We start from the raw sequence: 22287 nt of genomic DNA, 5'->3' as shown, positions 1-22287 counted from the left end.
TCTAGTTGGGGAGCGCCTTCTGGGCCCGCTTGGCGAGCTTGTTCGCGCGCTTCTCGGCCTTGCGGCTCAGCTTCCCGGCCGCGGCACTGACGTCCTTCGCGGCGTGACGCGCGCGCCAGGCCGCCGACGGCTTGCCGTGCGTGTCGCTGACCGCGAGCAGCAGGCCGCCGGCCAGGCTCGCGTTCTTGAAGAACTGGATCTGCTGCTGCTGGCGCTCGCCCGGGTCCTTGATGGTCCAGAAGCTGTGCGTCGAGAGCGTCGTCGGCACGAGACTGCCGAGCAGCAGCCCGGCCGCGAGCCGCGGGGCCTTGCCGGCCGCGAGCGCGAGACCGGCGCCGATCTTCACGGCGGCGTCGATGCGGACGAGCGTCACCGCGTCGCGCGGAACCTGCGCCGGCACGACGTCGCCAACCTTCTCGAACGCGCTGTTGAGGAAGGGTTCCGCCGCCTTCGCGTGCCCTTCGGCGTGCCTCAGCGCATTGATTCCGCCCGTCACGAAGATCGTGGCGAGCAGGGGACGTGCCACTCGACGGAGTATCACGGTCGTTTGCCTTCCTCGTACGGGCCACTGCCTGGTCGAACCTACTCCGTGGGTGCCCGCTCGTCCCGCCGTCGAATCCTCATCGGGGTTTCTGCGGAAATATCGTGTCATTACTAGATGAGGCTATAAAGCTTTAGCAGTTGACCTTGACGCTGCGTCAACTTCTATCGTCGTCGGCATGGAGTGGTCGATCCAGGACCTCGCCCGCTCGGCGGGGACGACGAGCCGGACCCTGCGCCACTACGGCGCGGTCGGCCTGCTCGAGCCCAGCCGCGTCGGCGGCAACGGCTACCGCTACTACGACGAGCAGGCGCTCGTCCGGCTGCAGCGGATCCTGCTGCTGCGCGAACTGGGCCTCGGGCTCCCGGCGATCGCGGAGGTCCTCGACGGGCACCGCGACAGCGCCGCGGCGCTCGAGACGCACCTGGAGCTGCTCGAACAGGAGCGGCGACGGATCGGCCGGCAGATCGAGTCGGTCCGGACCACTTTGCGGAAACTGAAGGGAGGTGAACGACTGATGGCAGAAGAAGTTTTCGACGGCTTCGACCACACGCAGTACGAGGAGGAGGTCACGCGCCGCTGGGGCGCGGACGCGTACCGGCGCGGTGACCAGTGGTGGAGTTCGTTGTCGGCCGACGAGAAGAAGGCCCACCAGCAGGAGCAGGTGGACATCGCGGCGGCGTTCGGCACGGCTCACGCTTCGGGCTCGACGCCGGATTCGGACGAGGTCCAGGCGATCGCGCGGCGGCTGCATGAGTGGCTCCGGCCGGCGGTTTCGTCGGTGTCCGCGGGGTACTTCGCGGGGCTCGGGCAGCTGTACGTCGACGACCCGCGTTACGGGTTCGAAGGCGGCGGAGCGGAATTCGTCCGCGACGCGATGAAGATCTACGCGGAACGGAACCTCGGCGAGTAGTGCTACGTCGTAGTGCGCGCTGGGGGTAGGGACGAGCAGGGCTGCAGACCTGTTCGTCTCTATGTACGGCCATCCGGTCGAACTCCGGCGACACGCCCTAGCTGTCTATGGCGGAATATCGGGCTCGCGCTAGATACGTCGATAACTTGGCAGAGTGGACCCCATCCGCAACCCCTTCGCGCCGGGCGCCGGGCAGCGGCCGCCCGAGCTGGCCGGGCGCGAGCGTGAGCTCAAGGCCTTCGAGGTCGTGCTCGAACGGGTTGCGCGGGGGAGACCCGAACGCAGTCTCGTCCTCACCGGGCTGCGGGGCGTCGGGAAGACCGTCCTCCTCGGGGAGCTGCGGGCGATGGCCGTGCGGCACAAGTGGGGGGCCGGGAAGATCGAAGCCCGGCCGGACGCCGAGCTGCGGCGGCCGCTGTCGGCCGCGCTGCACCGGGCCATCCGGGACCTCGCCGTGCGGCACCGCGCTCCGGACCGCGTCGAAGAGGTGCTCGGCGTGCTCAAGGCCTTCGCGCTGCGGGCCAACAAAGCCGACGCCAAGCTGCGTGACCGCTGGCAGCCGGGCATCGACGTGCCCGCCGCGCAGGGGCGGGCCGACTCCGGGGACATCGAGATCGACCTCGTCGAGCTCTTCACCGACGTCGCCGAGCTGGCCGCGGACGTCGGGACCGGCGTCGCGCTGCTCATCGACGAGATCCAGGACCTGCAGCCCGACGACGTCTCCGCGTTGTGCGCCGCCTGTCACGAGCTCTCGCAGTCCGGGGCGCCGCTCGTCGTCGTCGGGGCGGGGCTGCCGCACGTGCCCGCCGTGCTCTCGGCGTCGAAGTCCTACTCCGAGCGGCTCTTCCGGTACGCGCGGATCGACCGGCTCGACCGCGCGGACGCCGACTACGCCGTGATGGCGCCGATCGAGCGCGAGGACGCCGGCATCGAGCCGGAAGCCCTCGACGCGCTCTTCGACGCGTCCGGCGGCTACCCGTACTTCATCCAGGCCTACGGCAAGGCGGCCTGGGACGCGGCGCCGTCCGACCCGATCACCGTCAAGGACGTCCAGGTCGCCGCGCCCGAAGCCGAGTCCGAGCTGGCCGTCGGCTTCTTCGGCTCGCGCTACGACCGCGCGACGCCGGCCGAGCGCGAGTACCTGCAGGCGATGGCGTCGCTGACCCAGGGCCGCGACGAGCCGGCCGGCACCGCCGACGTCGCCGTGTTCCTCGGGCGGAAGCCGTCTTCGCTGTCGCCGGCGCGCGACAGCCTGATGAAGAAAGGCCTGGTCTACTCCGCCGAGCGGGGCCAGATCGCCTTCACCGTGCCGCACTTCGGCCACTACCTGCTCGGCCGCGACTGACCCTATCCACATTCCTAAGGCTTTCTAGTTCCTGCGCTAGAGAGCCTTAGAAACATGTAGCGGGTTGCCTCGCCGTGACCGCCGCCACCCACGATCTCTCCGGCGCATACCCAAGTTTGCCGATGATTCATCGGCGAGTGCGCCAAGTCACCGGACATTCGTTGGATTCCTTGTGAAAAAAGGTGCATACTAGAGGCACAAGCCACCAAGACCCTCGAAGGGGATGCAGAACACGATGAACAACATCGCCGCCAAGCTCCGTGCCCGTCGCGCCGAGGTTCGCACTCGCCGGGCGCTGAACCGGGCGATCGACACCGCCGCGACCGCGACGGTCCGTCAGGAACTCATCGCGATCGCGCAGGCTCGCTCGGGCTACATGCGCTGACCTCTGTTCCACCCCGTGGCAGTCGCCCATTCGAGTGACCTATGCCACAAAGTGCTGAACATGTAACGACACCCAAAGTGCTGTCGATACCCCCTACGACCCCGTGATGCTGGCGGACCCCCGACCTGGCAGCATCGCGGGGTTTCCCATGTCCCCGGTAAATCCCTTGCCCGGGCCGGCCTGTCGAGTAATCTTTGACTTCGTCAACGAACTTGTTGAGGTGGTCAATGAACGACGTTCAGCTGGCCGGTCGCGTGGCCGCGGTCCGGGCCTTCAACCGGCTCTACACCGGGGTCATCGGGGTGCTCGACGAGGGACCGGCCGACGCCGAGTACTCGCTGCCGGAAGCCCGCGTGCTCTTCGAGCTCGCGCACCAGGACCCGCTGCCGGTCACCGAGCTGCGCAAACGCCTCGATCTGGACGCCGGGTACGCCAGCAGGCTGCTCGCCCGGCTCGAGTCGCGCGGGCTGATCGCGCGCGAACGGTCCGAGGAAGACGCCCGGCGCCAGCTCGTGCGCCCGACGGCCGCGGGCCGGGACGCGTTCGCCGTGCTGAACGCCCGGTCCACCGAGCAGATCGGCGGGCTGCTGCGCCGGTTCGCCGACGAAGACCAGCAGCGGCTGCTGACTGCGATGCGCACGATCGGCGACCTGGTCGGCGACCGCCGTCGCGACCCGGCGCTCGTGCTGCGGCCGCCACGACCGGGTGACCTCGGCTGGGTGGTGGAACGCCACGGCGCGCTCTACGGCCGCGAGTACGGCTTCGGCGCCCGGTTCGAGGGCTTGGTCGCCCGCATCGTCGCCGACTTCACCGAAAGCCGCGAAGATCCGCGGCAGGCGTTCTGGATCGCCGAGCTCGACGACGAACGCGTCGGCAGCATCGCGTGCACCCGCGGCCCGGACGAGGACACCGCGAAGCTGCGGTTGCTCCTGCTCGAGCCGTCGGCCCGGGGCCACGGCGTCGGCAAGCGGCTGGTCACCGAGTGCGTCGAGTTCGCCCGCGCGCACGGCTACCAGGCGATGGAGCTGTCGACGGTCTCGATCTTGACCGCCGCGCGTTCGATCTACCGCGCGGCCGGCTTCGAGCTCGTCCGCGAAGAAGACTTCGACGACTGGGGCCCGAAGCTGACCGACGAGACCTGGCGCTTGGAGTTCTACCGCGGCACGCGGCCGAGCAGGTAGAACTCCGGGTTCGGGCGCAGCGCGGTCAAGTGGGCGAGGCGGTTCGACATCGCGAACAACGCCGTGATCGCGCCGACGTCCCAGATCTCGTCGTCGGTGAGGCCGGCGTCGCGCGCGGCTTCGAGGTCGCCTTCGCCGAACAACGCCGAGTCCTGGGCCAGGGCGAGCGCGAGGTCGACGATCGCGCGGCCGCGCTCGTCGAGCTCCACCTGCCACGGGTTGCTCGACACGCGGTCGGCCAGCTCGGGGTCCTTGGCGCGGATGCGCAGGATGGCCCCGTGCGCGACGACGCAGTAGGTGCAGTGGTTCGCGCCGGACGTGGCGACGACGACCAGCTCGCGCTCGGCCTTGGTGAGTCCGCCGGGGCGTTCCATCAGGGCGTCGTGGTAGTCGAGGAAGGCGCGCAGCTCGGCGGGCCGGTGGCCGAGGGCGCGGAAGATGTTCGGGACGAACCCCGACTTCTCGGCGATCGCGCCGACGCGCTCGCGCAGGTCGTAGGGCAGGTCTTCGAGGTCCACCACCGGGAACCGGCTCACGTCGCTCATACTCCGCACGCTAGTCGTGGTTGGCTGTGTTCGTGACGGACTACGTCGACGGGTACTGCGAACGCGTCGCGCCCGGGCTCTGGGGTGAGCCGCTCAACAGCCTCAGCAACCTCGCCTTCCTCCTCGCCGCCGTTCTCGTGTGGCGACTGGCGAAGGGGGATCGGACCGGACGGCTGCTGGCCCTGCTCATCGGGCTGGTTTTCGTCGCCAGCAGCGTTTTCCACCTGCTCGCGACGCGGTGGGCGGGCGCCGCGGACTCGCTGGCCATCCTCGTCTTCGTGCTGGTGTACGCCGTGGTGTTCGTACGGAAGTACTGGAGCCAGCGGTGGGCTTGGGTTGCCGTGCCGGGGTTTCTCGCGCTCACCGTGGTCACCGCGTTGCTGGGCGGCGGGCTTTACCTCGCCCCGCTGATCGGGCTGTTCGCCTTCGCCGCGGTGCTCGCCATCCAGCGTGACACCGCCTGGACGCGCTTCGCCGTCGCCGGCGCGGTTTTCGCGCTTTCCCTGTCCCTGCGCACGCTCGACCGGGACGTCTGTGACTACGTCCCGGTCGGCACGCACTTCCTCTGGCACCTGCTCAACGGCCTGGTGCTCTACCTCGTCTCCCGAGCGGCCATCCGTCCTTAGTGGACACCGATCGGGCGGAGGTCCTTGTCGTTCTCGTCGGCGTGGTAGTCCTCGGCGTTGGTGTCGTCCGTGCCGTTGAACACCTTCATCTGGCGGGCGATCACCGTGACGATCACCGTGACCACCAGGTTGGCGACCAGGGCCACGAAACCGACGTAGATCTGGACCGCCGAGCCCGCGAACGGGTGCCAGCCGAAGATCGACATGTTGCCCAGCGCCAGCGCCGAACCACCGAAGTGCTGCTTGCCGTTGGCCGGGTTGGGGATGCCGTACAGCATGATCAGGCCCCAGCCGATGCCGACGACCCAGCCCGCGATCAGGCCCCAGCGGTGGAACCAGCGCGTGTACAGCGCCAGTGCGACCGCCGGCAGCGTCTGCAGGATCAGGACGCCGCCGATGAGCTGGAGGTCGATCGAGAACTGCGGGTCGATCAGGATGATCACAGCCACCGCGCCGAGCTTCACGACCAGCGAAGCGAGCTTCGCCTGCTTCGCTTCTTCCTGCGGCGTCGCGTTCTTGCGGATGTACTCCTTGTAGATGTTGCGGGTCCACAGGTTGGCCGCAGCGATCGACATGATCGCGGCCGGCACCAGGGCGCCGATGCCGATCGCGGCGAACGCGATGCCGGCGAACCACGACGAGAACTGGCTGTCGAACAGCACCGGGACGATCGTGTTGCCGTCCGCCTTGCCGGTCGCCGCGTTCGTCAGCGGTTTGACGCCGGCGGTGATCGCGACGTACCCGAGCAGCGCCAGCAGGCCGAGCACCAGCGAGTACGCCGGCAGCGCGACCATGTTCCGCTTGATCACGTTGCGGCCGCGCGAAGCCAGCACGCTGGTCAGCGAGTGCGGGTACAGGAACAGCGCGAGCGCCGAACCCAGGGCCAGCGTCGCGTACTGCAGCTGGTTGTTGGCGGTCAGCAGGATCGAGCCGGCCGGCTTGCCGGTGGCCGGGCTCGGCGTGCCGAGCTTCTTCGCCGCCGCGTCGAAGATGTGCGACCAGCCGCCCAGCTTCGAGGGCAGGTAGATGATCGCCACCAGGATCACGATGTAGATCAGGATGTCCTTGACGAACGCGATCAGCGCGGGCGCCCGCAGGCCGGACTGGTAGGTGTAGAAGGCCAGGATGACGAAGGCGACCAGCAGCGGCAGGTGGCCGACGATGCCGGAGCCGTTGATGCCCATCGTCCGCAGCACGGCTTCGAGGCCGACCAGCTGCAGCGCGATGTACGGCATGGTCGCGACGATGCCGGTGATCGCCACCAGCAGCGCGAGGATCGGCGAGCCGAAGCGGCCGCGCACGAAGTCGGCCGGGGTCACGTAGCCGCGGACCCGCGAGACCGACCACATCCGCAACGCCGGGAGCAACACGATCGGGTAGACGACGATCGTGTACGGCAGCGCGTACAGGCCGAGCGCGCCGGCGCTGAACACCAACGCGGGCACCGCGACGAACGTGTACGCCGTGTAGAGGTCACCGCCGAGCAGGAACCAGGTGATCCACGAGCCGAACTTGCGGCCGCCGAGACCCCATTCGTCCAGGTGGTCGAGCGTGCTGCCGCGCTGCCAGCGCGCCGCCATGAAGCCGAGGACCGTCACCAGCGCGAACAGGATCGTGAAGATGATCAGCTCGGGCCACTGCAGGTTGCTCATCGAGCGTCCCCCTCGTCCAGGTCCTCGACGCTCAGCCGGTCCGGCGCGTCAACGGTCGGCTTCTCCCGCGTCATCAGGTAGACGATCCAGGTGCTGAGCACCCCGACCGCCACCATGAGGAACTGGAACCAGTAGAAGAACGGCATCCCGAACAACCGTGGACCGTCCATGTTGAACAGTGGCGTGACCAGGACCAGCAGCGGGACGATCAGGAGCAGGTTCCACGGGTTGAACCGCAGCCCGCGCACCTTCCCGTCGTGCTTCACAGTCGACATCGGACCTCACCTAACACTCCCGTAACCGACCGCCTGACCTTAGAACCTGGGTGACAGGGAGTCACGTCTGTCCGATATCGATTTGATCGCCGCGATCCGCGATGCCGACCAACGTCGGTTGCCCCGCCCCCACCCGGCCGATAGGAATAGCCGGACTCGCACGCGAAAACCCGATAAGGGGCAACCGTATGACACGACTCCGCTACGCGGTGGTGATCCCGGCCATCGCCGGCACCCTGCTGGCCGGGTTCACCCCTGCGTTCGCAGGCCAGGATGCCGCGGCCGGCAAGCAGCCGCTGAACTCCACGAACATCCCGGCGCAGTACGCGAACCAGAAACTGGACTGGCACAAGTGCGCTGTCCCCTCCGAGCTGCCGACGGCGCCGCCCGCGGGTGCCGAGGACATGGAGTGCGCGACCTACAAGACGCCGCGCAACTGGTACCAGGCGAACGCCCAGATCGACCTGACCATCGCGGTCAGCCGGCTGAAGGCGACCAAGGACGCGACGGCCAGCGTCGTCACCAACCCGGGCGGCCCGGGGGCGCCCGGGCGCAACTTCCCGGCCCGCCTGCGCAACCAGCCCAAGCTGCGCGAGCACCAGGAGATCGTCGGGTTCGACCCGCGCGGCACCGGCAAGAGCACGAACATCACGTGCGGGGGCGCCATCGGCACCGGCTCGGACCTCGACCCGCGTGACCGCAGCAAGCAGAACCTGAACCTGATCCTCCAGGCGACGAAGTACGCGGCGCTGTCCTGCCAGCAGAAGTCCGGCGAGCTGGGCCCGCTGATCAACACCGACCAGACGGTCAAGGACATCGACCTGCTGCGCGTGCTGCTCGGCCGCGACAAGATCAACTGGGTCGGCTACTCGGCGGGCACGTGGATGGGCGCGCACTACGCGCAGGCCTACCCGACGCGCACCGGCCGGTTCGTCCTCGACTCCTCGACGGAGTTCACGACGACCTGGCAGAAGTCGTTCGACTGGCAGCCGCTCGGCTTCGAGCGCCGCTGGCGGCAGGACTTCCTCCCGTGGATGGCGAAGTACGACAAGCTCTACCACTTCGGCACCACCGGCGAGGCTGCCCGCCAGACCTACGAGCAGGTCCGCTACGCCCTGACCCAGGGCGCGGTCACCCTGCCCGACGGCTCGACCGTGTCGGCCAACGGCCTGGACTCCTTCATCGCCTCGAACATCTACTCGAAGCGCGCCTTCCCGGGCCTGGCCGACTACCTGGTCAGCGTCCGCACGCTGACCCAGGGCACCGCGTCCGCGCAGGCCAAGACGTCGGCCGCGCAGAAGGTCAAGGCCGCCGACAAGAGCACCGAGACCTCCGGCGCGCAGCCGCTCATGGTCCCGACCGACGGCGACGCCTACGACGCCTCCTTCTGGACGATCCCGTGCAACGAGGGGCCGTGGACCGGCTCGACCCAGAGCGCCATCAAGCAGTCGCAGAAGCTGATCGACCAGCAGCTGCCCCTGCTCGGCGCGGGCTGGTTCATCCAGCCGTGCCTGTTCTGGAAGAAGCCGCCGGCTCCGCTGCCGGTGCTCAACGGCAAGGGTGTCCCGCCGGTGCTGATCGTCGAGTCGGAGCACGACCCGGCGACGCCGATCGAGGGCGCGCGGCGCGCGCACCAGGCGTTCGACAACTCGCGGATGCTGACGATCACCGGTGAGGGTGACCACGGCATCTACGCCGGCGGCAACGCGGGTGTGGACAAGGTCGTGGAGGCCTACCTGGTCGACGGCGTCGTGCCGAACGACCAGAGCCTGCCCGGCATGCCACTTCCGGTGCCCGCGGGCGCCTGAAGGCACTAGATGTGGTGGGGCCCCGCCGAACTCCGGTTCGGCGGGGCCTTTTCCACACCTGTGCACAGAGTTGTCCACCACCTGTGGACAACTCTGGTATTAGTATTGGCGCCATGGTGCGGGTACCGCTAACGGACGAAGAGCGCGAACGGGGCGAACGCCTCGGCCAGGCGTTGCGGACGGCGCGGGCCGGCCGGAGCATGGTCGACGTCGCCGCGGAGGCCGGGATTTCGGTGGAAACACTCCGGAAGATCGAGACCGGACGGATCCCGACACCGGCGTTCTTCACGGTCACGGCCATCGCGGACGCCGTGGGCCTGCCGCTGGACGAGCTGCGCGCGGCCGTCGCGGCGACGGCGTCACCACCGCTTTCCCAGGCGAGCTGATCCCCGGACATGACCTGGCACCTCACCGAGGACATCGAAGACTTCCTCGCCCGGACCGAAGACTTCCTGCGCTCGCGGCCCGCGCTGCACACCTCGCAGCTGACCCGGCTCGAGAAGCTGCGGAAGCAGAAGGAAGAGGGCACGCTCTTCGGCCGGCTGGAGCAGCACGGCGAGGTCCGGGCGGTCTTCTACCGCCGCGCGTCGCAACGGCTCCTTCTCACCGCGGTCGAATCCGAGCAGGCCGACGCCCTTGCCGCGGAGCTGGCCGACCGGCCGTTGTCCGGGGTTACCGCGGAAGACGACTGCGCCGCCGCGTTCGCCGAGGCGTGGCAACGGCACACCGGCGCGGTCGCGGTGCCCGGCGTGCGGGTCCGGCTCCACCGGCTCGGCACGCTCGTTCCGCCGGAGCCGATGCCCGAAGGCCGCGCGGTGGACGCGCCGGACCGCGCGGAGGTGATCCGCTGGTGCAGCGAGTTCGCCACCGCGGTCGGGCAGGCGCCCTTCGCCGACGAGTCGTCCTGGGCCGCCTCGAACTTCGCCGACAAGCGGTTCACGTTCTGGGAGGCCGGCTCACTCGTCGCCATGGCGGGCTCCACCCCGGTGCTGGCGGGCATGGTCCGGGTCGACCCCGTCTACACCCCGGCCCGGTTCCGCGAGCGGGGCTACGCGGGTGCCGTGACGTTCGCCGTGAGCCAGGCCGCGCTGGCGGCGGGCGCGACGGACGTCGTCCTCTACACCGATCCCGCCAACGTCACGAGCAACGCCCTGTACCGGCGCCTCGGGTACGTCCCGATCGCCGCGTTCACCGGGTACGACTTCCGCTAGACCGGGCGGAGCTGGTTCAGGATGTGCTCGCGGTCGTTGAGGAACGCGCACGCCGGGACCGGCAGGTCGTAGCTGTTCAGCAGCCGCTCGAAGTCGGAGAACTCGTCCGTCGAGAAGCCGAAGCCGACCTTGACCGCGTGCGCGGCCAGGACGTCTGCCAGTTCTTCCCACTCGCCGGACCACAGCAGCGTCCGGTAGTGCGTGTAGTCCTCGGGGGACAGGCGGTCGGCCAGGTGCGTCAGAACGCTGTCGCCGAAGAAGCTGATCCGGTTCTCCTTGAGGTCCGCCACCGTCGGGTTCGCCGGGTCGCGGGCCGCGTCCGGGTTGCGGACCACGCCGGGGCCCGCCACCGGGTACGCCGTGTGGACGTGGCCGTTCTCCTCGACCAGCACGATCAGGTGCACGTTGTACCGCTCGCCCGCGCAGCGCCAGCGGCCGTTCGGCTGCCGCCGCCGGGCCTCGCTGGGGTCGTTCGCGACGTCCTTGACCACCGAGATGATGTGCTCGTCGCTCCAGCCGGGCGGGAACTCACTGGTCGCCCGCCGCCCGACGCCCGGTGCGTGTCCGCCGCCCACCGCTGCTCCCTTCGACGCAACGAGCGTAGGTCAAACGGCGGCCGACAGCACCACGATGCCGAGGACGAGCAGGTCGGGACCGCGGAACAGCTGCCGGGTCAGGTTGGCGGGCATCGGCCCGACCGGGGTGTCCACGAAACCCGGATTCGCGTAGTCAACGGCGGTCCGCGTGACCGTCCGCAGGATCGAGAGCACCGCCAGCGGCACCGCGAGCCAGGTGCCCAGGCCGAACGACGTCCCACCCGCGAGGGTGACCACGGCGAACACGCCCGCCCAGAGCAGACCGGTGCCGGCGAGCACCACGCCGTGCGCGACGACCAGGTCGCGGTTCGGCGAACCGAGCCAGCGGCGGCGGCCCGGGTTGCGCCACAGCTCGCCGAGCCCGGCGCCGAACGGCGTCAGCGCGACGTACGCGCCGAGGCCCGCCAGGACCGCGCCCGGCAGGGTCGGCAACGCGATGTGCGCGACGACGACCGCGAAGCCGACCAGCACCGCCGCCCCCGCGTACCGCGACCGGCCGAGCGTGCCCGCCACCGCCAGCCGCAGCGGGGTCGGCCGCCGGACCGAAAGCCCGATCGGCGCCGACGGCGGGAGCAGCATCATCGGGTCGAGGAAGGTGACGGCGACCGAGCGCAGCACCCGGCCGTCCCACCCGGCGAGCAGCGCGGACCGGCCCGCGCGCGAGACCGGTTCGCCGCCGAAGGCCAGCGGCAGGGCGGCGACCAGCACGCCCGCGGCGATGAGCTCGACGGTCAGCGGGCCGAGGCCGAAAGCGGCGATCGCCAGCCCGAGGACGGCCAGCACCAGCGGGCCGAACGCGTCGAACCGCAAGGACGTCCGCCGCGCGGACGCGAAGGCCACCACGGCGGTCGCGGCCACGACGGCGATGCCCGCGCGCCACTGGTCCAGCCCCGCGCCGCCGACGGCGAGCATCAGCGCGGCCAGGTAGCCGGTCACCGCCACGACGCCGGTCCAGGCACCGAGCAGCCGGAGCGTGACGACGCGGCCGCGGTCCACCGGCGCGAAGTCGAGCCAGGTCAGCTCGGCCGGCTCGACCCACGCGAACCCGCGGCGGAGCAGGCCGCGCCAGCCCACCGCGCAGCAGAGCGTGAGCAGGCCGAGCACGGCCGGGAAGTCGACGTGGGCCGAACCGTAGACGGCCTGGCGCCAGCCATCGACGTGGAAGAACGCGGTGAACAGGAACCCGAAGCCGAACAGGAAGACGAACGAGGCCGTGTCGCCGCTGAAGATCCCGCCGAACCGCTTGCGGCCCGGGATCCGCATCCGCCGCGGCGCGAGAGTCACCACAGCTCGAGAACGCTGTCCGCGGCTTCGAGCAGCGGCGGGTGGTGCGTGGCCACCACGACCGCCGCGCCGGCCGCCGTCGACCGGGCGATCAGCTCGACCAGCCATTCCTTGCCCTCGACGTCCAGCGCGCGTTCCGGCTCGTCGAGCAGCAGGAGCTTGTGCGGCCGCGCGGTGACGCCGAGCAGGAGCAAGCGCCGCCGCTGCCCCGCCGAGAAGTGCCCGGACGTGACGCGCATGCGGTCGCCCAGCCCCGCGTCCCGCAGCAGTTCCTCGTGGTCGCCGAGGTCGGCGCCGAACGAGCCGGACAGCAGTTCCAGGTGCTGCACCGGCGTCAGCTCGGCGAAGAAGTCGGAGTCGTCGAACAGCACGGACACCTTGCGGCGGAACTCGACGTCCCGCTCGTCCGGCGCCTTGCCGTCGATGAGCACGCGGCCCCGCTGCGGCTTCTGCATGCCGTAGAAGCAGCGCATCAAAGTCGACTTGCCGACCCCGTTCGGCCCGACGATCGCGGCGCACTCGCCGGGGTCGACCGAGAAGTCCAGGTCGTCGAACAGCCACAGCTCGCCGGCCTGGACCCCGATGCCCCGCGCGTCGATCATCGGAGGTGCTCGAGCACCGGGGCGAACTCGTCCGCGAACATCTCGAGGATGGTGAAGTAGGTGAACCCCCACCGCTCCCGGTGCCCGCGGATCTGGTCGGCGATCTGGGCCGGCGTGCCGACGAGCGCGATCGGCAGCTCCCCGATCTGCTCGGCGGTCATCCCGCCCGGGACGAGCCGCTCGATCTCGGCCAGGCCGGCCGCGCGGTCGTTCGTCACCTTCACGAACTGGCAGAGCAGGTTGAACTCCACTTCGGACGCTCGCTCGCCGAGCTTCGCCCGGACGAACGCCACCCGCTCGTCGACGCCCTCGGGCGGGGCCGCCGCGATGGGCGCGCCGTCCGGGGTCTTCGCCGTGCCGGTGAAGCCGATGATGTCGGCGTGCTCGACGGCCAGGCCGAGCACCCGGTCGCCGCGTCCGCCGAGCAGCAGCGGCGGCCCTTGGGGACGGACGGGCGACGGCTTGTGCTCGGGGTCGGCGTACAGCCGCTTCAGCTCGAGGATCGTGCGTTCGAGGTGGTCGACGCGCTCGCCGGCCGACGGGAACGGCATCCCGGCCGCTTCGAACTCCGCCTTGACGTACCCGGCGCCGAGCCCGAGCTCCAGCCGGCCGTCGGTGAACTGGTCGGTGCCGGTGACGTCCCGCGCCAGCAGCACGGGGTTGTAGAAGGGCGCGTTGAGCACGAAGGTGTTCAGCTTGACGCGGGAAGTGGCCTCGCCGGCGAGCACCAGCGACGGGAACGGCGTGGCCATGCCGAGGTGGTCGGCGACGGACAGCACGTCGTAGCCGAGGTCCTCGGCCTTGCGGCACTTCTCGACCCACGCGGCGCGGCTGTCCGGAACGACCATGTTGACACCGAAGCGGAATTCCCCAGTCATGATCCCCAAAATACTCACCGGTCGCGGAGGCGTTCGACCACCGGGGCCAGCCGGGGCAAGTCGTCTTCGATCACCGTGAAGTAGCTGATTCCGAGCCTCTCGCGGGTGCGCAGCAGCTGGTCGGCGACGGCGTCGGCGGATCCCACGAGGACGGTCGGGAGCTCGCCCAGCTCGTCCGGGGACAGGTCGGGCACCCGCCGGTGCACCGCTTCGAGCGTGCTTCGCCGGTCGTCGGTGATCCGCGTGACGTGCACCAGCAGGTTCAGCTCGACGTCCCGGCCGTCGAGCGCCTTGCGCGCGAACTCGACGCGTTCGGTGAGCTCGGCGGCGCCGGCCAGCGCCATCCGGCCTTCGGTCTTGGTCGCGGCGGTGCCGGTGAACCCGACGATGTCGGCGTGCTCGGCGGCCAGCTTGAGCACGCGGTCGCCGCGCCCGCCGAGCAGCAGCGGCGGGCCGGGCTTCTGCACCGGTTCCGGCTTGTGCGACGGGTCCGCGTAGAGCCGTTTCAGCTCCAGGACCGCGCGTTCGAGCCGGGCGAACCGCTGCCCGGGCGTGCCCCATTCGATGCCCGCCGCGTGGAACTCGTCCTCGACGTACCCCGCGCCGATGCCCAGCTCCAGGCGGCCGTCGGTGAACTGGTCGGTGCCCGTGACGTCGCGGGCGAGCAGCACCGGGTTGTGGAAGCAGGCGTTGATGACGAACGTGTTGAGCCGCACCCGCTCGGTCGCCTCGCCGGCCAGCACGAGCGCGGGGAACGGCGGCGCCATCCCGACGTGGTCGGCCGCGCCGACGACGTCGTAGCCGAGGTCCTCGGCCTTCCGGCACTTCTCCACCCACTCGGCCCGCGAGCCGGGCACCACCAGGTCCACGCCGAACCGGAACGGTCTCATGGTCGCGAAACTACCGGGAAAAGGTAGAAGGGGACGCCTCCCGGATGCGGCCGGGAAGCGTCCCCTTCTGTCTCAGGGAGCTCAGCTCAAGCGCTGGGCCAACGCGTCGAGCTCGTCACGCAGCGACGTCGGAACCCGGTCGCCGATCTTCTCGAACCACTCCTCGATCAGCGGCAGCTCCTCGCGCCACTCCTCGGGCTTGACGTCCAGGGCGGCCTGGATGTCCTCGATCGGCTCGGTCAGGCCCTCGGTGTCGAGGTCCTCGGCGCGCGGCACGAAGCCGACCGGCGTCTCGACGGCGTTGCCCTTGCCCTCGACGCGCTCGATGACCCACTTGAGGATCCGCGAGTTCTCGCCGAAGCCCGGCCACAGGAAGCGGCCGTCGTCGCCGCGGCGGAACCAGTTGACGTAGAAGATCTTCGGCAGCTTGTTCGCGTCGGCGTTCTTGCCCAGCGTCAGCCAGTGCTTGAAGTAGTCACCGGCGTGGTAGCCGAGGAACGGCAGCATCGCCATCGGGTCGCGGCGCACGTTGCCGACCGCGCCGGCCGCCGCGGCGGTGGTCTCCGACGACATCGTGGCGCCCATGAAGACGCCGTGCTGCCAGTCGCGGGCCTCGTTCACCAGCGGGACGGTGGTCTTGCGGCGGCCGCCGAACAGGATCGCCGAGATCGGCACGCCCTTCGGGTCGTCCCACTCCGGCGCGAGGATCGGGCACTGCGACATCGGCGTGCAGTAGCGCGAGTTCGGGTGGGCGGCCTTCTCGCCGGAGTCCGGCGTCCAGTCCTGGTGCTTCCACGAGGTCGCGTGCTCGGGCTTGTTCTCCATGCCCTCCCACCAGATGTCGCCGTCGTCGGTCAGGGCGACGTTCGTGAAGACCGTGTTGCCCTTCTCGATCGTGCGCATGGCGTTCGGGTTGGTGTGCCAGTCGGTGCCCGGCGCGACGCCGAAGAAGCCGAACTCGGGGTTGACCGCGTACAGGCGGCCGTCCTCGCCGAAGCGCATCCAGGCGATGTCGTCGCCCAGGGTCTCGGCGCGCCAGCCCGGGATGGTCGGCTGCAGCATGGCGAGGTTGGTCTTGCCGCAGGCGCTCGGGAACGCGGCCGCGACGTAGTGGACCTTGTCCTCGGGCGAGATCAGCTTGAGGATCAGCATGTGCTCGGCGAGCCAGCCCTCGTCGCGGGCCATGACCGAAGCGATGCGCAGCGAGTAGCACTTCTTGCCCAGCAGGGAGTTGCCGCCGTAACCCGAGCCGTAGCTCCAGATCGCGCGCTCCTCGGGGAAGTGCGAAATGTACTTCGTTTCGTTGCAGGGCCAGGAAACGTCCTGCTGACCCGGCTCGAGCGGCGCACCAACGGAGTGGAGGGCGGGCACGAATTCACGCTCGGTGCCATCCGGCGCGACGAACTTGTCGAGGGCCGCCTTGCCGGCGCGAGTCATCACGCGCATCGAAGCGACAACGTAGGCGAAATCGGTGATTTCGATACCCAGCTTGGGGTTCTCGTCAGCGAGCGGGCCCATGCAGAAGGGGATGACGTACATCGTGCGGCCGCGCATCGAGCCCCGGAAGAGCTCGGTCATGGTGGCCTTCATCTCGGCCGGGTCCATCCAGTTGTTCGTCGGGCCGGCGTCCTCGGGGCGCTCCGAACAGATGAAGGTGCGGTCCTCGACGCGGGCGACGTCGTTGGGGTCGGAAGTGGCCCAGAAGGAGTTGGGCTTGGACTTGAGCTGCACGAACGTCCCGGCCTCGACCAGCTCCTGGTTGATCCGGGCGGCTTCTTCGTCGGACCCGTCGACCCACACCACGCGGTCCGGGGTGGTCAGCTCGGCGACCTCCCGGACGAAGGACAGCACGCCAGTGTGCGTCGTCGGCGCGGTGTCCAGTCCGGGGATGGCGACTGCGGTCATCTCTACTCCTGACTTCCGACGACAAAAGAGCCCACACCGGAACGACGCTGTTCCGGCGCGGGCCACATTGCCGACGACCGAATGGCTTCGCACACCGGCTGGCGAACCGGTGTGCGTGATTTGGGATTCTTCGAGAGTAGCCGCATGACCGGCAGGTAACCGATAGCTGACGTGTACGTTCTCTCACAAGAACGATAAGGGAATCGATTCAGACGTCACCGGATCGGTGCATTCGCAGTAAATCTTCCGGTGACCGCGATCACGCCCGTGACCTGGTCGTTTTCATTTGCGACATGAAGAAAGCCCGGCGCTCGCGCACCGGGCTTTCAAACTGTGACCTGGGTTACTTTCAGTTGGGTGAGATCCACTGCCCCGTGCCGGAGTCGATGCGCGCGACGCCCTCCAGCGTCTGCGTGCCGGCGCCGCCCCATTCGGCGTCACCCGCCGGGTCGCCCTCGCTGCCGGAGTCCATCAGTCCACTGGAGACTTCGGTCCACTGGCCGTGGCCGGTGTGTTCGAACGTCGTGGTCGTGCCGTCCGCCTCGGTCTGCACGGCGATGTCCGCTTCGCCGTCGCCGTCCTTGTCGGTGAAGGCGATCGTGCCGCCGCTCTTCGTCTCGACGATGGCGGTGTCGTTGTGGCCGTCGTGGTCGGTGTCGATGGTCGCGGCACCCGCGTCGACCTCGCCGTCCGGCATGTCCGCGTGGATGTGGCCGCCGGAGCTGTCGTCGTGACCGCTCGTGCCGGAGTCGTCGTGACCACCGCCGGAGGACTCGACCCACTGCCCGCTGGCCTCGTCGTAGACGGCCTGCTCGACGACCTTGCCGTGGTCGTCCAGCACGGCGTACTGGTCGGCCTGACCGTCGTGGTTCGTGTCGATGAAGGCCTGGGCGGTGCCGTCGTCGTGCTCGATGATCGCGGTGTCGTCGACGCCGTCGCCGTTCGCGTCGTAGTTGACCTCGGCCTGGTACTCCTGGCCGTCGACGTGGACGGTCATCGCCTCGGCGCCGCTGGCATGGGTGTCGCTGCCGCCGCTCTCGTCGACCCACATGGGAACTGCCCCCTTTGAACCGGATAACGCCGTCTCTGACCTGCTGTCGGAGGGTATGACTCACCGTAGGCCCGTTCGGTTCCGCTCCACAACCGGGCGCGTGGTCAGACCGTCTTGTCCCGCAGTGCCCGGATCCGGGTGAGGAACGCTTCGGCGCGGTCACGGCCTTCGGAGACCTCTTTGAGCCGCTTCGACACGATGGCGATCTTCTTGGCGCGTTCCTGGGCACCCATCTTGATCGTCTTGTCGACTTCCTTCAGTTCGGCCTCGATGGCGTCGATGCGCCGGCCCAGCGCCTCGTCCAGGGCCATCGACAGCTGCTGCTCAGCCTCGATGAGCTGCTCGGCGACGAGCTGGTCGAGCGTCGAGCGGGCGTCCGCGATGGCCTCGACCAGCCACTGCTTCATGTGCTGCTTGTCGGCCGCGTGCTTGCGGGTGCGGGCCATCCACCAGCCGGCGCCGAGGCCGATGATGATCGTCGCGGGCAGGACGACGGGGTTGAGGATCGCGACGCCGGCCAGCGGCAACGCGGCGACCTTGCCCGCGCCGACGCCGCCCGAGATGCCCATGAAGACGAGCAGCTTGTCCTCGGCCGTCGGCGGCTTCTTGTCCGGCGGGCGCAGCACCACCGGCGGGCCGCCGGCCCGGGCGAACTGCGCGCGGATGACGTCGAGCTCTTCGGGCGAGAACAGCTCCGACAGGGAGACGTTGGTGACCTGGTTCAGGCGCTGCGAGAGCAGCATCGAAATGCGCTGCGACGTCGTCTGCAACGCGATGTCGACCTGCTGCGGCAGCGCGGCCAGCTCGTCGCGCTTGGCCGCGTCGATCAGCTGGCGGAAGTGGGTCTGCGCGTCCCGCATCTGCCGGGCGCTTTCGTGCCCGACCTCGACGCGGGTGCGCTGCACCTCGCCGCGCAGCTTCAGCTGCCAGCCGCGGGTCGACGTGCGGCGCTCGGCCTGCAGCTGGTCACGGCGTTCGCGCAGCTGCTCGGCCTCGGCCTCGCCCGCGGACAGCGCGCGGCTTTCGGCCTGCAGCTTCGCCTTCAGCTCGCCGAGCGCGCTGGACAGCGCACGCAGCGTGTTCGCCTCGCCGAGCATGGCCGAGCGGCCGACGAGGAGCTCCTGCAGCGCCGTCTGCACCGCGGCGACGCCGGACTTCTCCCGGAGCATCGCGGCCATCTGCTCGTTCGGCGCCTTCGAGGCCGTTTCGAACATCCGCGCCGACACCGGGTGGAAGACGGCGTCGGCGAAGCGGGGCGCGTGCTCGCGCAGCAGCTGCCGGTCGGCCTCCATGACCTCGCGCCAGCCGCGGAACATGTCCACCTTGGTCAGCGCGAACACGACGGTCTCGACGCGCTCGCCGACGTCGCGCAGGAACTGCAGCTCGGTCGAGGTGAACGGCGCCGAGGCGTCGACGACGAACAGCAGCGCGGTCGCGCCCGCGGCGGCTTCCTTGGCGAGCTCGCCGTGCAGCGAGTCGAGCCCGCCGACCCCCGGCGTGTCGACCAGCGAAAGCCGGTCCAGCAGCGGGACGGGCCCGGTGACCTCGACGTACCGCGGCGGGATCTGGCCGGGCGGCAGCTCGTGCGCGGCCGAGACCCAGTTGATCAGCTGGCCGAGGTCGATCGGCACCGACGCCAGCTGACCGGGGTAGCAGGCCTGCGCGCCCCACGTGTCGGCGTGGTCGAACACCAGGTAGGTGGCGGTGGCGACGTCGGCGTCCACAGGGGACAGTCCCGGCATCGCGAGCAGCGCGTTGACCAGCGAGCTCTTCCCGCGGTTCGTCTCGCCGACGACCACCACGGACGGCTTCTTCGGCCGAGCCCTCCGGACCTGGTCGACCCACTTGGCGGCCTCCGGGTCGGCGTCGCGGACGACGGTCAGCAGCTGGTCGCGGGCGGCCTGGACCTGCGCGGGCAGGCTCGGCGCGGTCGGTGCGCTCACGGGTTCTTCTTCGCGTAGACGGTGACGATCGGGGCGCGCAGCAGCCGGTCGTGGTCGGCGAAGCCGGTGACCTCGGTTTCCGCCACGACGCCGTCGAGCGCGGGATCGTCGGTCGGGACCGCGCCGCCGGCCTCGTGGCGGGCCGGGTCGAACCGCTCGCCGTCCGGCCGCAGGGCTTGCACCCCGATCGCGGCGAGGCCTTCTTCCAGGCGTTCGACGACGCCGCCGCTGCGGGCGCGGTCCAGGGCGTACAGGCACATCTGGATCAGCGCCTGGCGATCGGCGAGCGCACGCTCGAGGTCGGTCCCGACCTGCTGCTGCAAGGGGTGCACATCGGTGTCCGACGCGGTGGACCCGCCGCCGGTTCCGTCCTTGCGAAACCACGCCATGCGGACAGTTTGGCGGATGCGGCCCCACCGTGGGCGGAAGCCGCCGTCAGACGAGCTGGTCGATCACGTCGCGGAGCACGGCTTCGAGGCCGGGGCCGTCCTCGGCGAGCCGGGACGAGACGAGCAGCTGGTCCTCGGCCGTGCGCAGCCAGATCGAGCCGGCTACGGAGATCTCGATGACGTTCAGCCGGAACGGGTACGCGCGCCGGCCCAGCCGGACCTCGGCCTCGCGCACGAGCTGGCCGAGCCGCTCGCCGGCCACGATCTGGCGGCGGTAGAAGCCGGGTGCCCACGGCGTGCTGCCGGACGGCTCGCCCGCGCCGCGCAGGGCGGGCCCGCGCGCGTTGGCGAAGTGGCGGGCCGCGGCCGGGCCGAAGAACTCGAGCGCCTGGCGCATCGCCGAGCCCTGCGCGAGCGCGGGCCGGCCGTAGCGGGAGCGGGGGCTGCGCGGGTCCGGGTCCTCGCGGTTGCGCAGGAAGGCGAGCAGGTCGACCCACCAGTCGGCCCACTGCGCCTGGACGGCCGCGCGGTCGATCTCGGGTGGGACGTGCACCGGGACCCGCGGCTCCACCGGCGGGAGCACCTGCCCTTCGGAAACGGACAGCGCGAGGGCGTCACGGATGTACAGCGCGACGTCGATCTCGTTCTCGCTGCTCCAGCCCGCTCGCCACGATGTCGTGTTTTCTAGGCGCACGTCTCAACAGTACGCGGGAAACGGGCGCTGACCGGCGAAGTCGGCAAGCAGAAACAAACTCAAGCTTCGCGGACTTGTTGCCAGATCAGAAAGTACGCCCGGTGCACGACGTGCGCGACGCGGCTCTGCGCCGGCGTCGCGCCGAAGGACGCGAAGGAGCGCCACCACCCCGCGCGTTCGAGGGCGTGCGCGGCGAGCTCCGGCCGGGGCGCGCCGGGCTTGCCGAGCTGGGCGCCGATGTCGGCGTTGCTGCCGACGCGCAGGACCTCCTCGGACAGGTCCTCCGGCATGTCGACCGCGCCGGAGGCGACCAGCGTCAGCGCTTCGAGCAGCCGCAGCTGGTGGGCCTCGGGCTTCGCGAGCAGCACCTCGATGGCGTCGTGGACGCGCTGGCGTTCGGCCGGGTCGCCGGAGGCGTGCGCGAGCGCGGTGACCGACGCGAGCGCCGCGGCCGCCTTGATGCCGTCGGCGCGGGCGGCGAACACGATCGACAGCCGCTGCCGCACCGCTTCCAGGCCGGACGCGTCGAGCAGCGAGCGCCGCAGCGCGCCCGCCGTGATCTCCGGTTCCTTGCGGATGGCCTCGACCGCGTGGGAGACGCCGAACAGGTCGAGCTTCTCCAGCAGCCGCAGCCGGGTGCCCGACGGGACGTCGCACTCCCAGGTGGTGAAGATGTCGGCCGAGATCAGCATGGTCTGCAGGACGTCGTCGTCGAGGTCGGCGAGCCGGCGCAGCGCCTCGGCGTCGGCGGAGGTGAACCCGCCGGACTCGGCGGACTCGGCGATCAGCCCGATCACCGGCAGCACGTCGGCCACCCGCGGCTTCAGCGTCGACGCCTGCTTCTCCGACAGGATCGTCGCGGCCTTCCAGACGTCGCCGCCGGAGCCCTCGACCGACTCCGGCGCGATGGTGTCGGCCTTGTTCAGCACGGCGATGGCGTTGACCGGGCCCGCCTCGCGGCTCGCGGTGGCCGCGGTGAACGCGGCGAGGGCCTGCTGGTCGTCGGCTCGGACGCCCTGGGTCACGACGTAGAGCACGGCTTCGGCGCCGGCGACGGCGTTGCGCGAGGTGTCGTCCAGCTCGTCGGAGCCTTCGTCGTCCTCGGCGTGCTTCGCGGCGCCCAGCAGCTGCTCGGTCCGCGACACCGAAGCGGCGTCGAGGGAGCCGAGGCCAGGGGTGTCGATCACCGTCATGCCCTGCAGGACGGCGTTGGTCAGGTACGCCTCGATGTGCGACACCTGCTCGATGTCGACGCCCAGCTCGGCCGGGATCATGCCGTCGGCGGCGAAGGGGAGCACCTGCTTGCGGCCGTCGGTGAAGACGATCTCGACGCGGTCGACCGTGCCGTACTGGAACCGGGTCACCAGCCGCGTGCACTCGCCGATGTCCGTCGGCGCCACTCGGCGCCCGATCAGCGCGTTGACCAGCGTCGACTTGCCCGACTTGATCCGCCCGGCGACGGCCACCTGCAGCGGCGCGCCGAGCCGGCGCAGCACTTCGGCGAAGCCGGCCGCGGTGCGCGCGGAGACCTGGGACTGCAGGCGGTGGCACAGGTTGGCCACCGACATCGACA

At 70.1% G+C, this 22287-nt stretch carries 23 protein-coding genes; 8 read left to right on the top strand and 15 right to left on the bottom strand.

The window, feature by feature from the left end; genetic code table 11:
- Position 1: 1 nt before the first annotated feature.
- Complete coding sequence (locus ACZ7OH_RS17860) at positions 2–541, bottom strand: DoxX family membrane protein (RefSeq protein ID WP_470281755.1); 540 nt, start codon at positions 539–541, stop codon at positions 2–4.
- 178 nt (positions 542–719) lie between these two features.
- Here ACZ7OH_RS17860 and ACZ7OH_RS17855 point away from each other — a divergent pair, with 178 nt between their 5' ends.
- The 4 genes from ACZ7OH_RS17855 (at position 720) to ACZ7OH_RS17840 (ending at position 4365) form a co-directional block, all read left to right on the top strand.
- Positions 720–1454: a MerR family transcriptional regulator gene (locus tag ACZ7OH_RS17855; protein WP_470281754.1), complete on the top strand. Its 735-nt coding sequence runs from the start codon at positions 720–722 to the stop codon at positions 1452–1454.
- Positions 1455–1608: 154 nt separating this feature from the next.
- Positions 1609–2799, top strand: a complete 1191-nt coding sequence (locus ACZ7OH_RS17850; protein ID WP_400897148.1) for an AAA family ATPase — start codon at positions 1609–1611, stop codon at positions 2797–2799.
- Positions 2800–3034: 235 nt separating this feature from the next.
- Positions 3035–3184 carry a hypothetical protein gene (locus ACZ7OH_RS17845; RefSeq protein WP_167379635.1) on the top strand — a complete coding sequence of 50 codons (150 nt, stop codon included), beginning with the start codon at positions 3035–3037 and terminating at the stop codon, positions 3182–3184.
- Positions 3185–3411: 227 nt separating this feature from the next.
- The gene (locus tag ACZ7OH_RS17840) at positions 3412–4365 is read left to right on the top strand and encodes a bifunctional helix-turn-helix transcriptional regulator/GNAT family N-acetyltransferase (RefSeq protein ID WP_470281753.1); all 954 of its coding nucleotides are present in this window, start codon (positions 3412–3414) and stop codon (positions 4363–4365) included.
- Here ACZ7OH_RS17840 and ACZ7OH_RS17835 read toward each other — a convergent pair.
- Positions 4338–4910: a peroxidase-related enzyme gene (locus ACZ7OH_RS17835; RefSeq protein WP_470281752.1), complete on the bottom strand. Its 573-nt coding sequence runs from the start codon at positions 4908–4910 to the stop codon at positions 4338–4340. The two genes, ACZ7OH_RS17840 and ACZ7OH_RS17835, sit on opposite strands and share 28 nt — an antisense overlap.
- A gap of 32 nt (positions 4911–4942) precedes the next feature.
- Here ACZ7OH_RS17835 and ACZ7OH_RS17830 point away from each other — a divergent pair, with 32 nt between their 5' ends.
- Positions 4943–5536, top strand: coding sequence for a hypothetical protein (locus ACZ7OH_RS17830; protein ID WP_470281751.1), 594 nt, complete (start codon positions 4943–4945; stop codon positions 5534–5536).
- On the opposite strand, the gene mctP is transcribed toward ACZ7OH_RS17830, so the two are convergent.
- Together mctP and ACZ7OH_RS17820 are read right to left on the bottom strand one after the other, a co-directional pair.
- Entirely contained in the window at positions 5533–7188 is a 1656-nt protein-coding gene (gene mctP / locus ACZ7OH_RS17825; protein WP_470281750.1) for a monocarboxylate uptake permease MctP, read from the bottom strand. The genes ACZ7OH_RS17830 and mctP overlap by 4 nt on opposite strands.
- Positions 7185–7463: a DUF3311 domain-containing protein gene (locus ACZ7OH_RS17820; RefSeq protein WP_470281749.1), complete on the bottom strand. Its 279-nt coding sequence runs from the start codon at positions 7461–7463 to the stop codon at positions 7185–7187. Before ACZ7OH_RS17820 ends, mctP begins: the two co-directional genes overlap by 4 nt.
- Positions 7464–7651: 188 nt before the next feature.
- Between ACZ7OH_RS17820 and ACZ7OH_RS17815 the strand changes: the two genes are divergently transcribed.
- The 3 genes from ACZ7OH_RS17815 to ACZ7OH_RS17805 all read left to right on the top strand — a co-directional run bounded on the left by ACZ7OH_RS17815 (position 7652) and on the right by ACZ7OH_RS17805 (position 10482).
- Positions 7652–9271: an alpha/beta hydrolase gene (locus tag ACZ7OH_RS17815; RefSeq protein ID WP_470281748.1), complete on the top strand. Its 1620-nt coding sequence runs from the start codon at positions 7652–7654 to the stop codon at positions 9269–9271.
- Between the two features lie 113 nt (positions 9272–9384).
- Positions 9385–9657: a helix-turn-helix domain-containing protein gene (locus tag ACZ7OH_RS17810; RefSeq protein ID WP_470281747.1), complete on the top strand. Its 273-nt coding sequence runs from the start codon at positions 9385–9387 to the stop codon at positions 9655–9657.
- Between the two features lie 9 nt (positions 9658–9666).
- On the top strand, positions 9667–10482 hold the full coding sequence (locus ACZ7OH_RS17805) for a GNAT family N-acetyltransferase (RefSeq protein ID WP_470281746.1): 816 nt from the start codon (positions 9667–9669) through the stop codon (positions 10480–10482).
- Here the strand turns inward: ACZ7OH_RS17805 and ACZ7OH_RS17800 are convergent.
- The 11 genes from ACZ7OH_RS17800 to ACZ7OH_RS17750 form a co-directional block, all read right to left on the bottom strand.
- Entirely contained in the window at positions 10479–11057 is a 579-nt protein-coding gene (locus tag ACZ7OH_RS17800) for an EndoU domain-containing protein (protein ID WP_400897165.1), read from the bottom strand. The genes ACZ7OH_RS17805 and ACZ7OH_RS17800 overlap by 4 nt on opposite strands.
- 30 nt (positions 11058–11087) lie before the next feature.
- Positions 11088–12365, bottom strand: coding sequence for a hypothetical protein (locus ACZ7OH_RS17795; protein WP_470281745.1), 1278 nt, complete (start codon positions 12363–12365; stop codon positions 11088–11090).
- Complete coding sequence (locus tag ACZ7OH_RS17790; protein WP_470281744.1) at positions 12359–12964, bottom strand: ABC transporter ATP-binding protein; 606 nt, start codon at positions 12962–12964, stop codon at positions 12359–12361. Before ACZ7OH_RS17790 ends, ACZ7OH_RS17795 begins: the two co-directional genes overlap by 7 nt.
- A complete protein-coding gene (locus tag ACZ7OH_RS17785; RefSeq protein ID WP_470281743.1) occupies positions 12961–13842 on the bottom strand; it encodes an LLM class F420-dependent oxidoreductase in 882 nt (293 codons plus the stop codon). The genes ACZ7OH_RS17790 and ACZ7OH_RS17785 overlap by 4 nt, the downstream gene beginning before the upstream one ends.
- Positions 13843–13856: 14 nt before the next feature.
- A complete protein-coding gene (locus tag ACZ7OH_RS17780) occupies positions 13857–14732 on the bottom strand; it encodes a TIGR03621 family F420-dependent LLM class oxidoreductase (RefSeq protein ID WP_470281741.1) in 876 nt (291 codons plus the stop codon).
- A gap of 81 nt (positions 14733–14813) precedes the next feature.
- Positions 14814–16637, bottom strand: coding sequence for a phosphoenolpyruvate carboxykinase (GTP) (locus ACZ7OH_RS17775; protein ID WP_400897175.1), 1824 nt, complete (start codon positions 16635–16637; stop codon positions 14814–14816).
- A gap of 349 nt (positions 16638–16986) precedes the next feature.
- Positions 16987–17688 carry a hypothetical protein gene (locus tag ACZ7OH_RS17770; RefSeq protein WP_470281740.1) on the bottom strand — a complete coding sequence of 234 codons (702 nt, stop codon included), beginning with the start codon at positions 17686–17688 and terminating at the stop codon, positions 16987–16989.
- A gap of 104 nt (positions 17689–17792) precedes the next feature.
- Positions 17793–19631 (bottom strand): dynamin family protein, encoded by a 1839-nt coding sequence (locus tag ACZ7OH_RS17765; RefSeq protein ID WP_470281739.1) that lies wholly within the window; start codon positions 19629–19631, stop codon positions 17793–17795.
- A complete protein-coding gene (locus tag ACZ7OH_RS17760; RefSeq protein WP_400897181.1) occupies positions 19628–20020 on the bottom strand; it encodes a nucleotide exchange factor GrpE in 393 nt (130 codons plus the stop codon). The genes ACZ7OH_RS17765 and ACZ7OH_RS17760 overlap by 4 nt, the downstream gene beginning before the upstream one ends.
- 46 nt (positions 20021–20066) lie before the next feature.
- Positions 20067–20714: a hypothetical protein gene (locus ACZ7OH_RS17755; RefSeq protein ID WP_470281738.1), complete on the bottom strand. Its 648-nt coding sequence runs from the start codon at positions 20712–20714 to the stop codon at positions 20067–20069.
- A 59-nt stretch (positions 20715–20773) separates the two neighbouring features.
- Positions 20774–22282, bottom strand: coding sequence for a dynamin family protein (locus ACZ7OH_RS17750; protein ID WP_470281868.1), 1509 nt, complete (start codon positions 22280–22282; stop codon positions 20774–20776).
- Positions 22283–22287 lie beyond the last annotated feature (5 nt).

The sequence above is a fragment of the Amycolatopsis sp. NPDC114478 genome (genome assembly GCF_055633805.1).
Note: the sequence above shows the minus strand (reverse complement) of the source record. Positions and strands in the feature narration are given on the sequence as shown.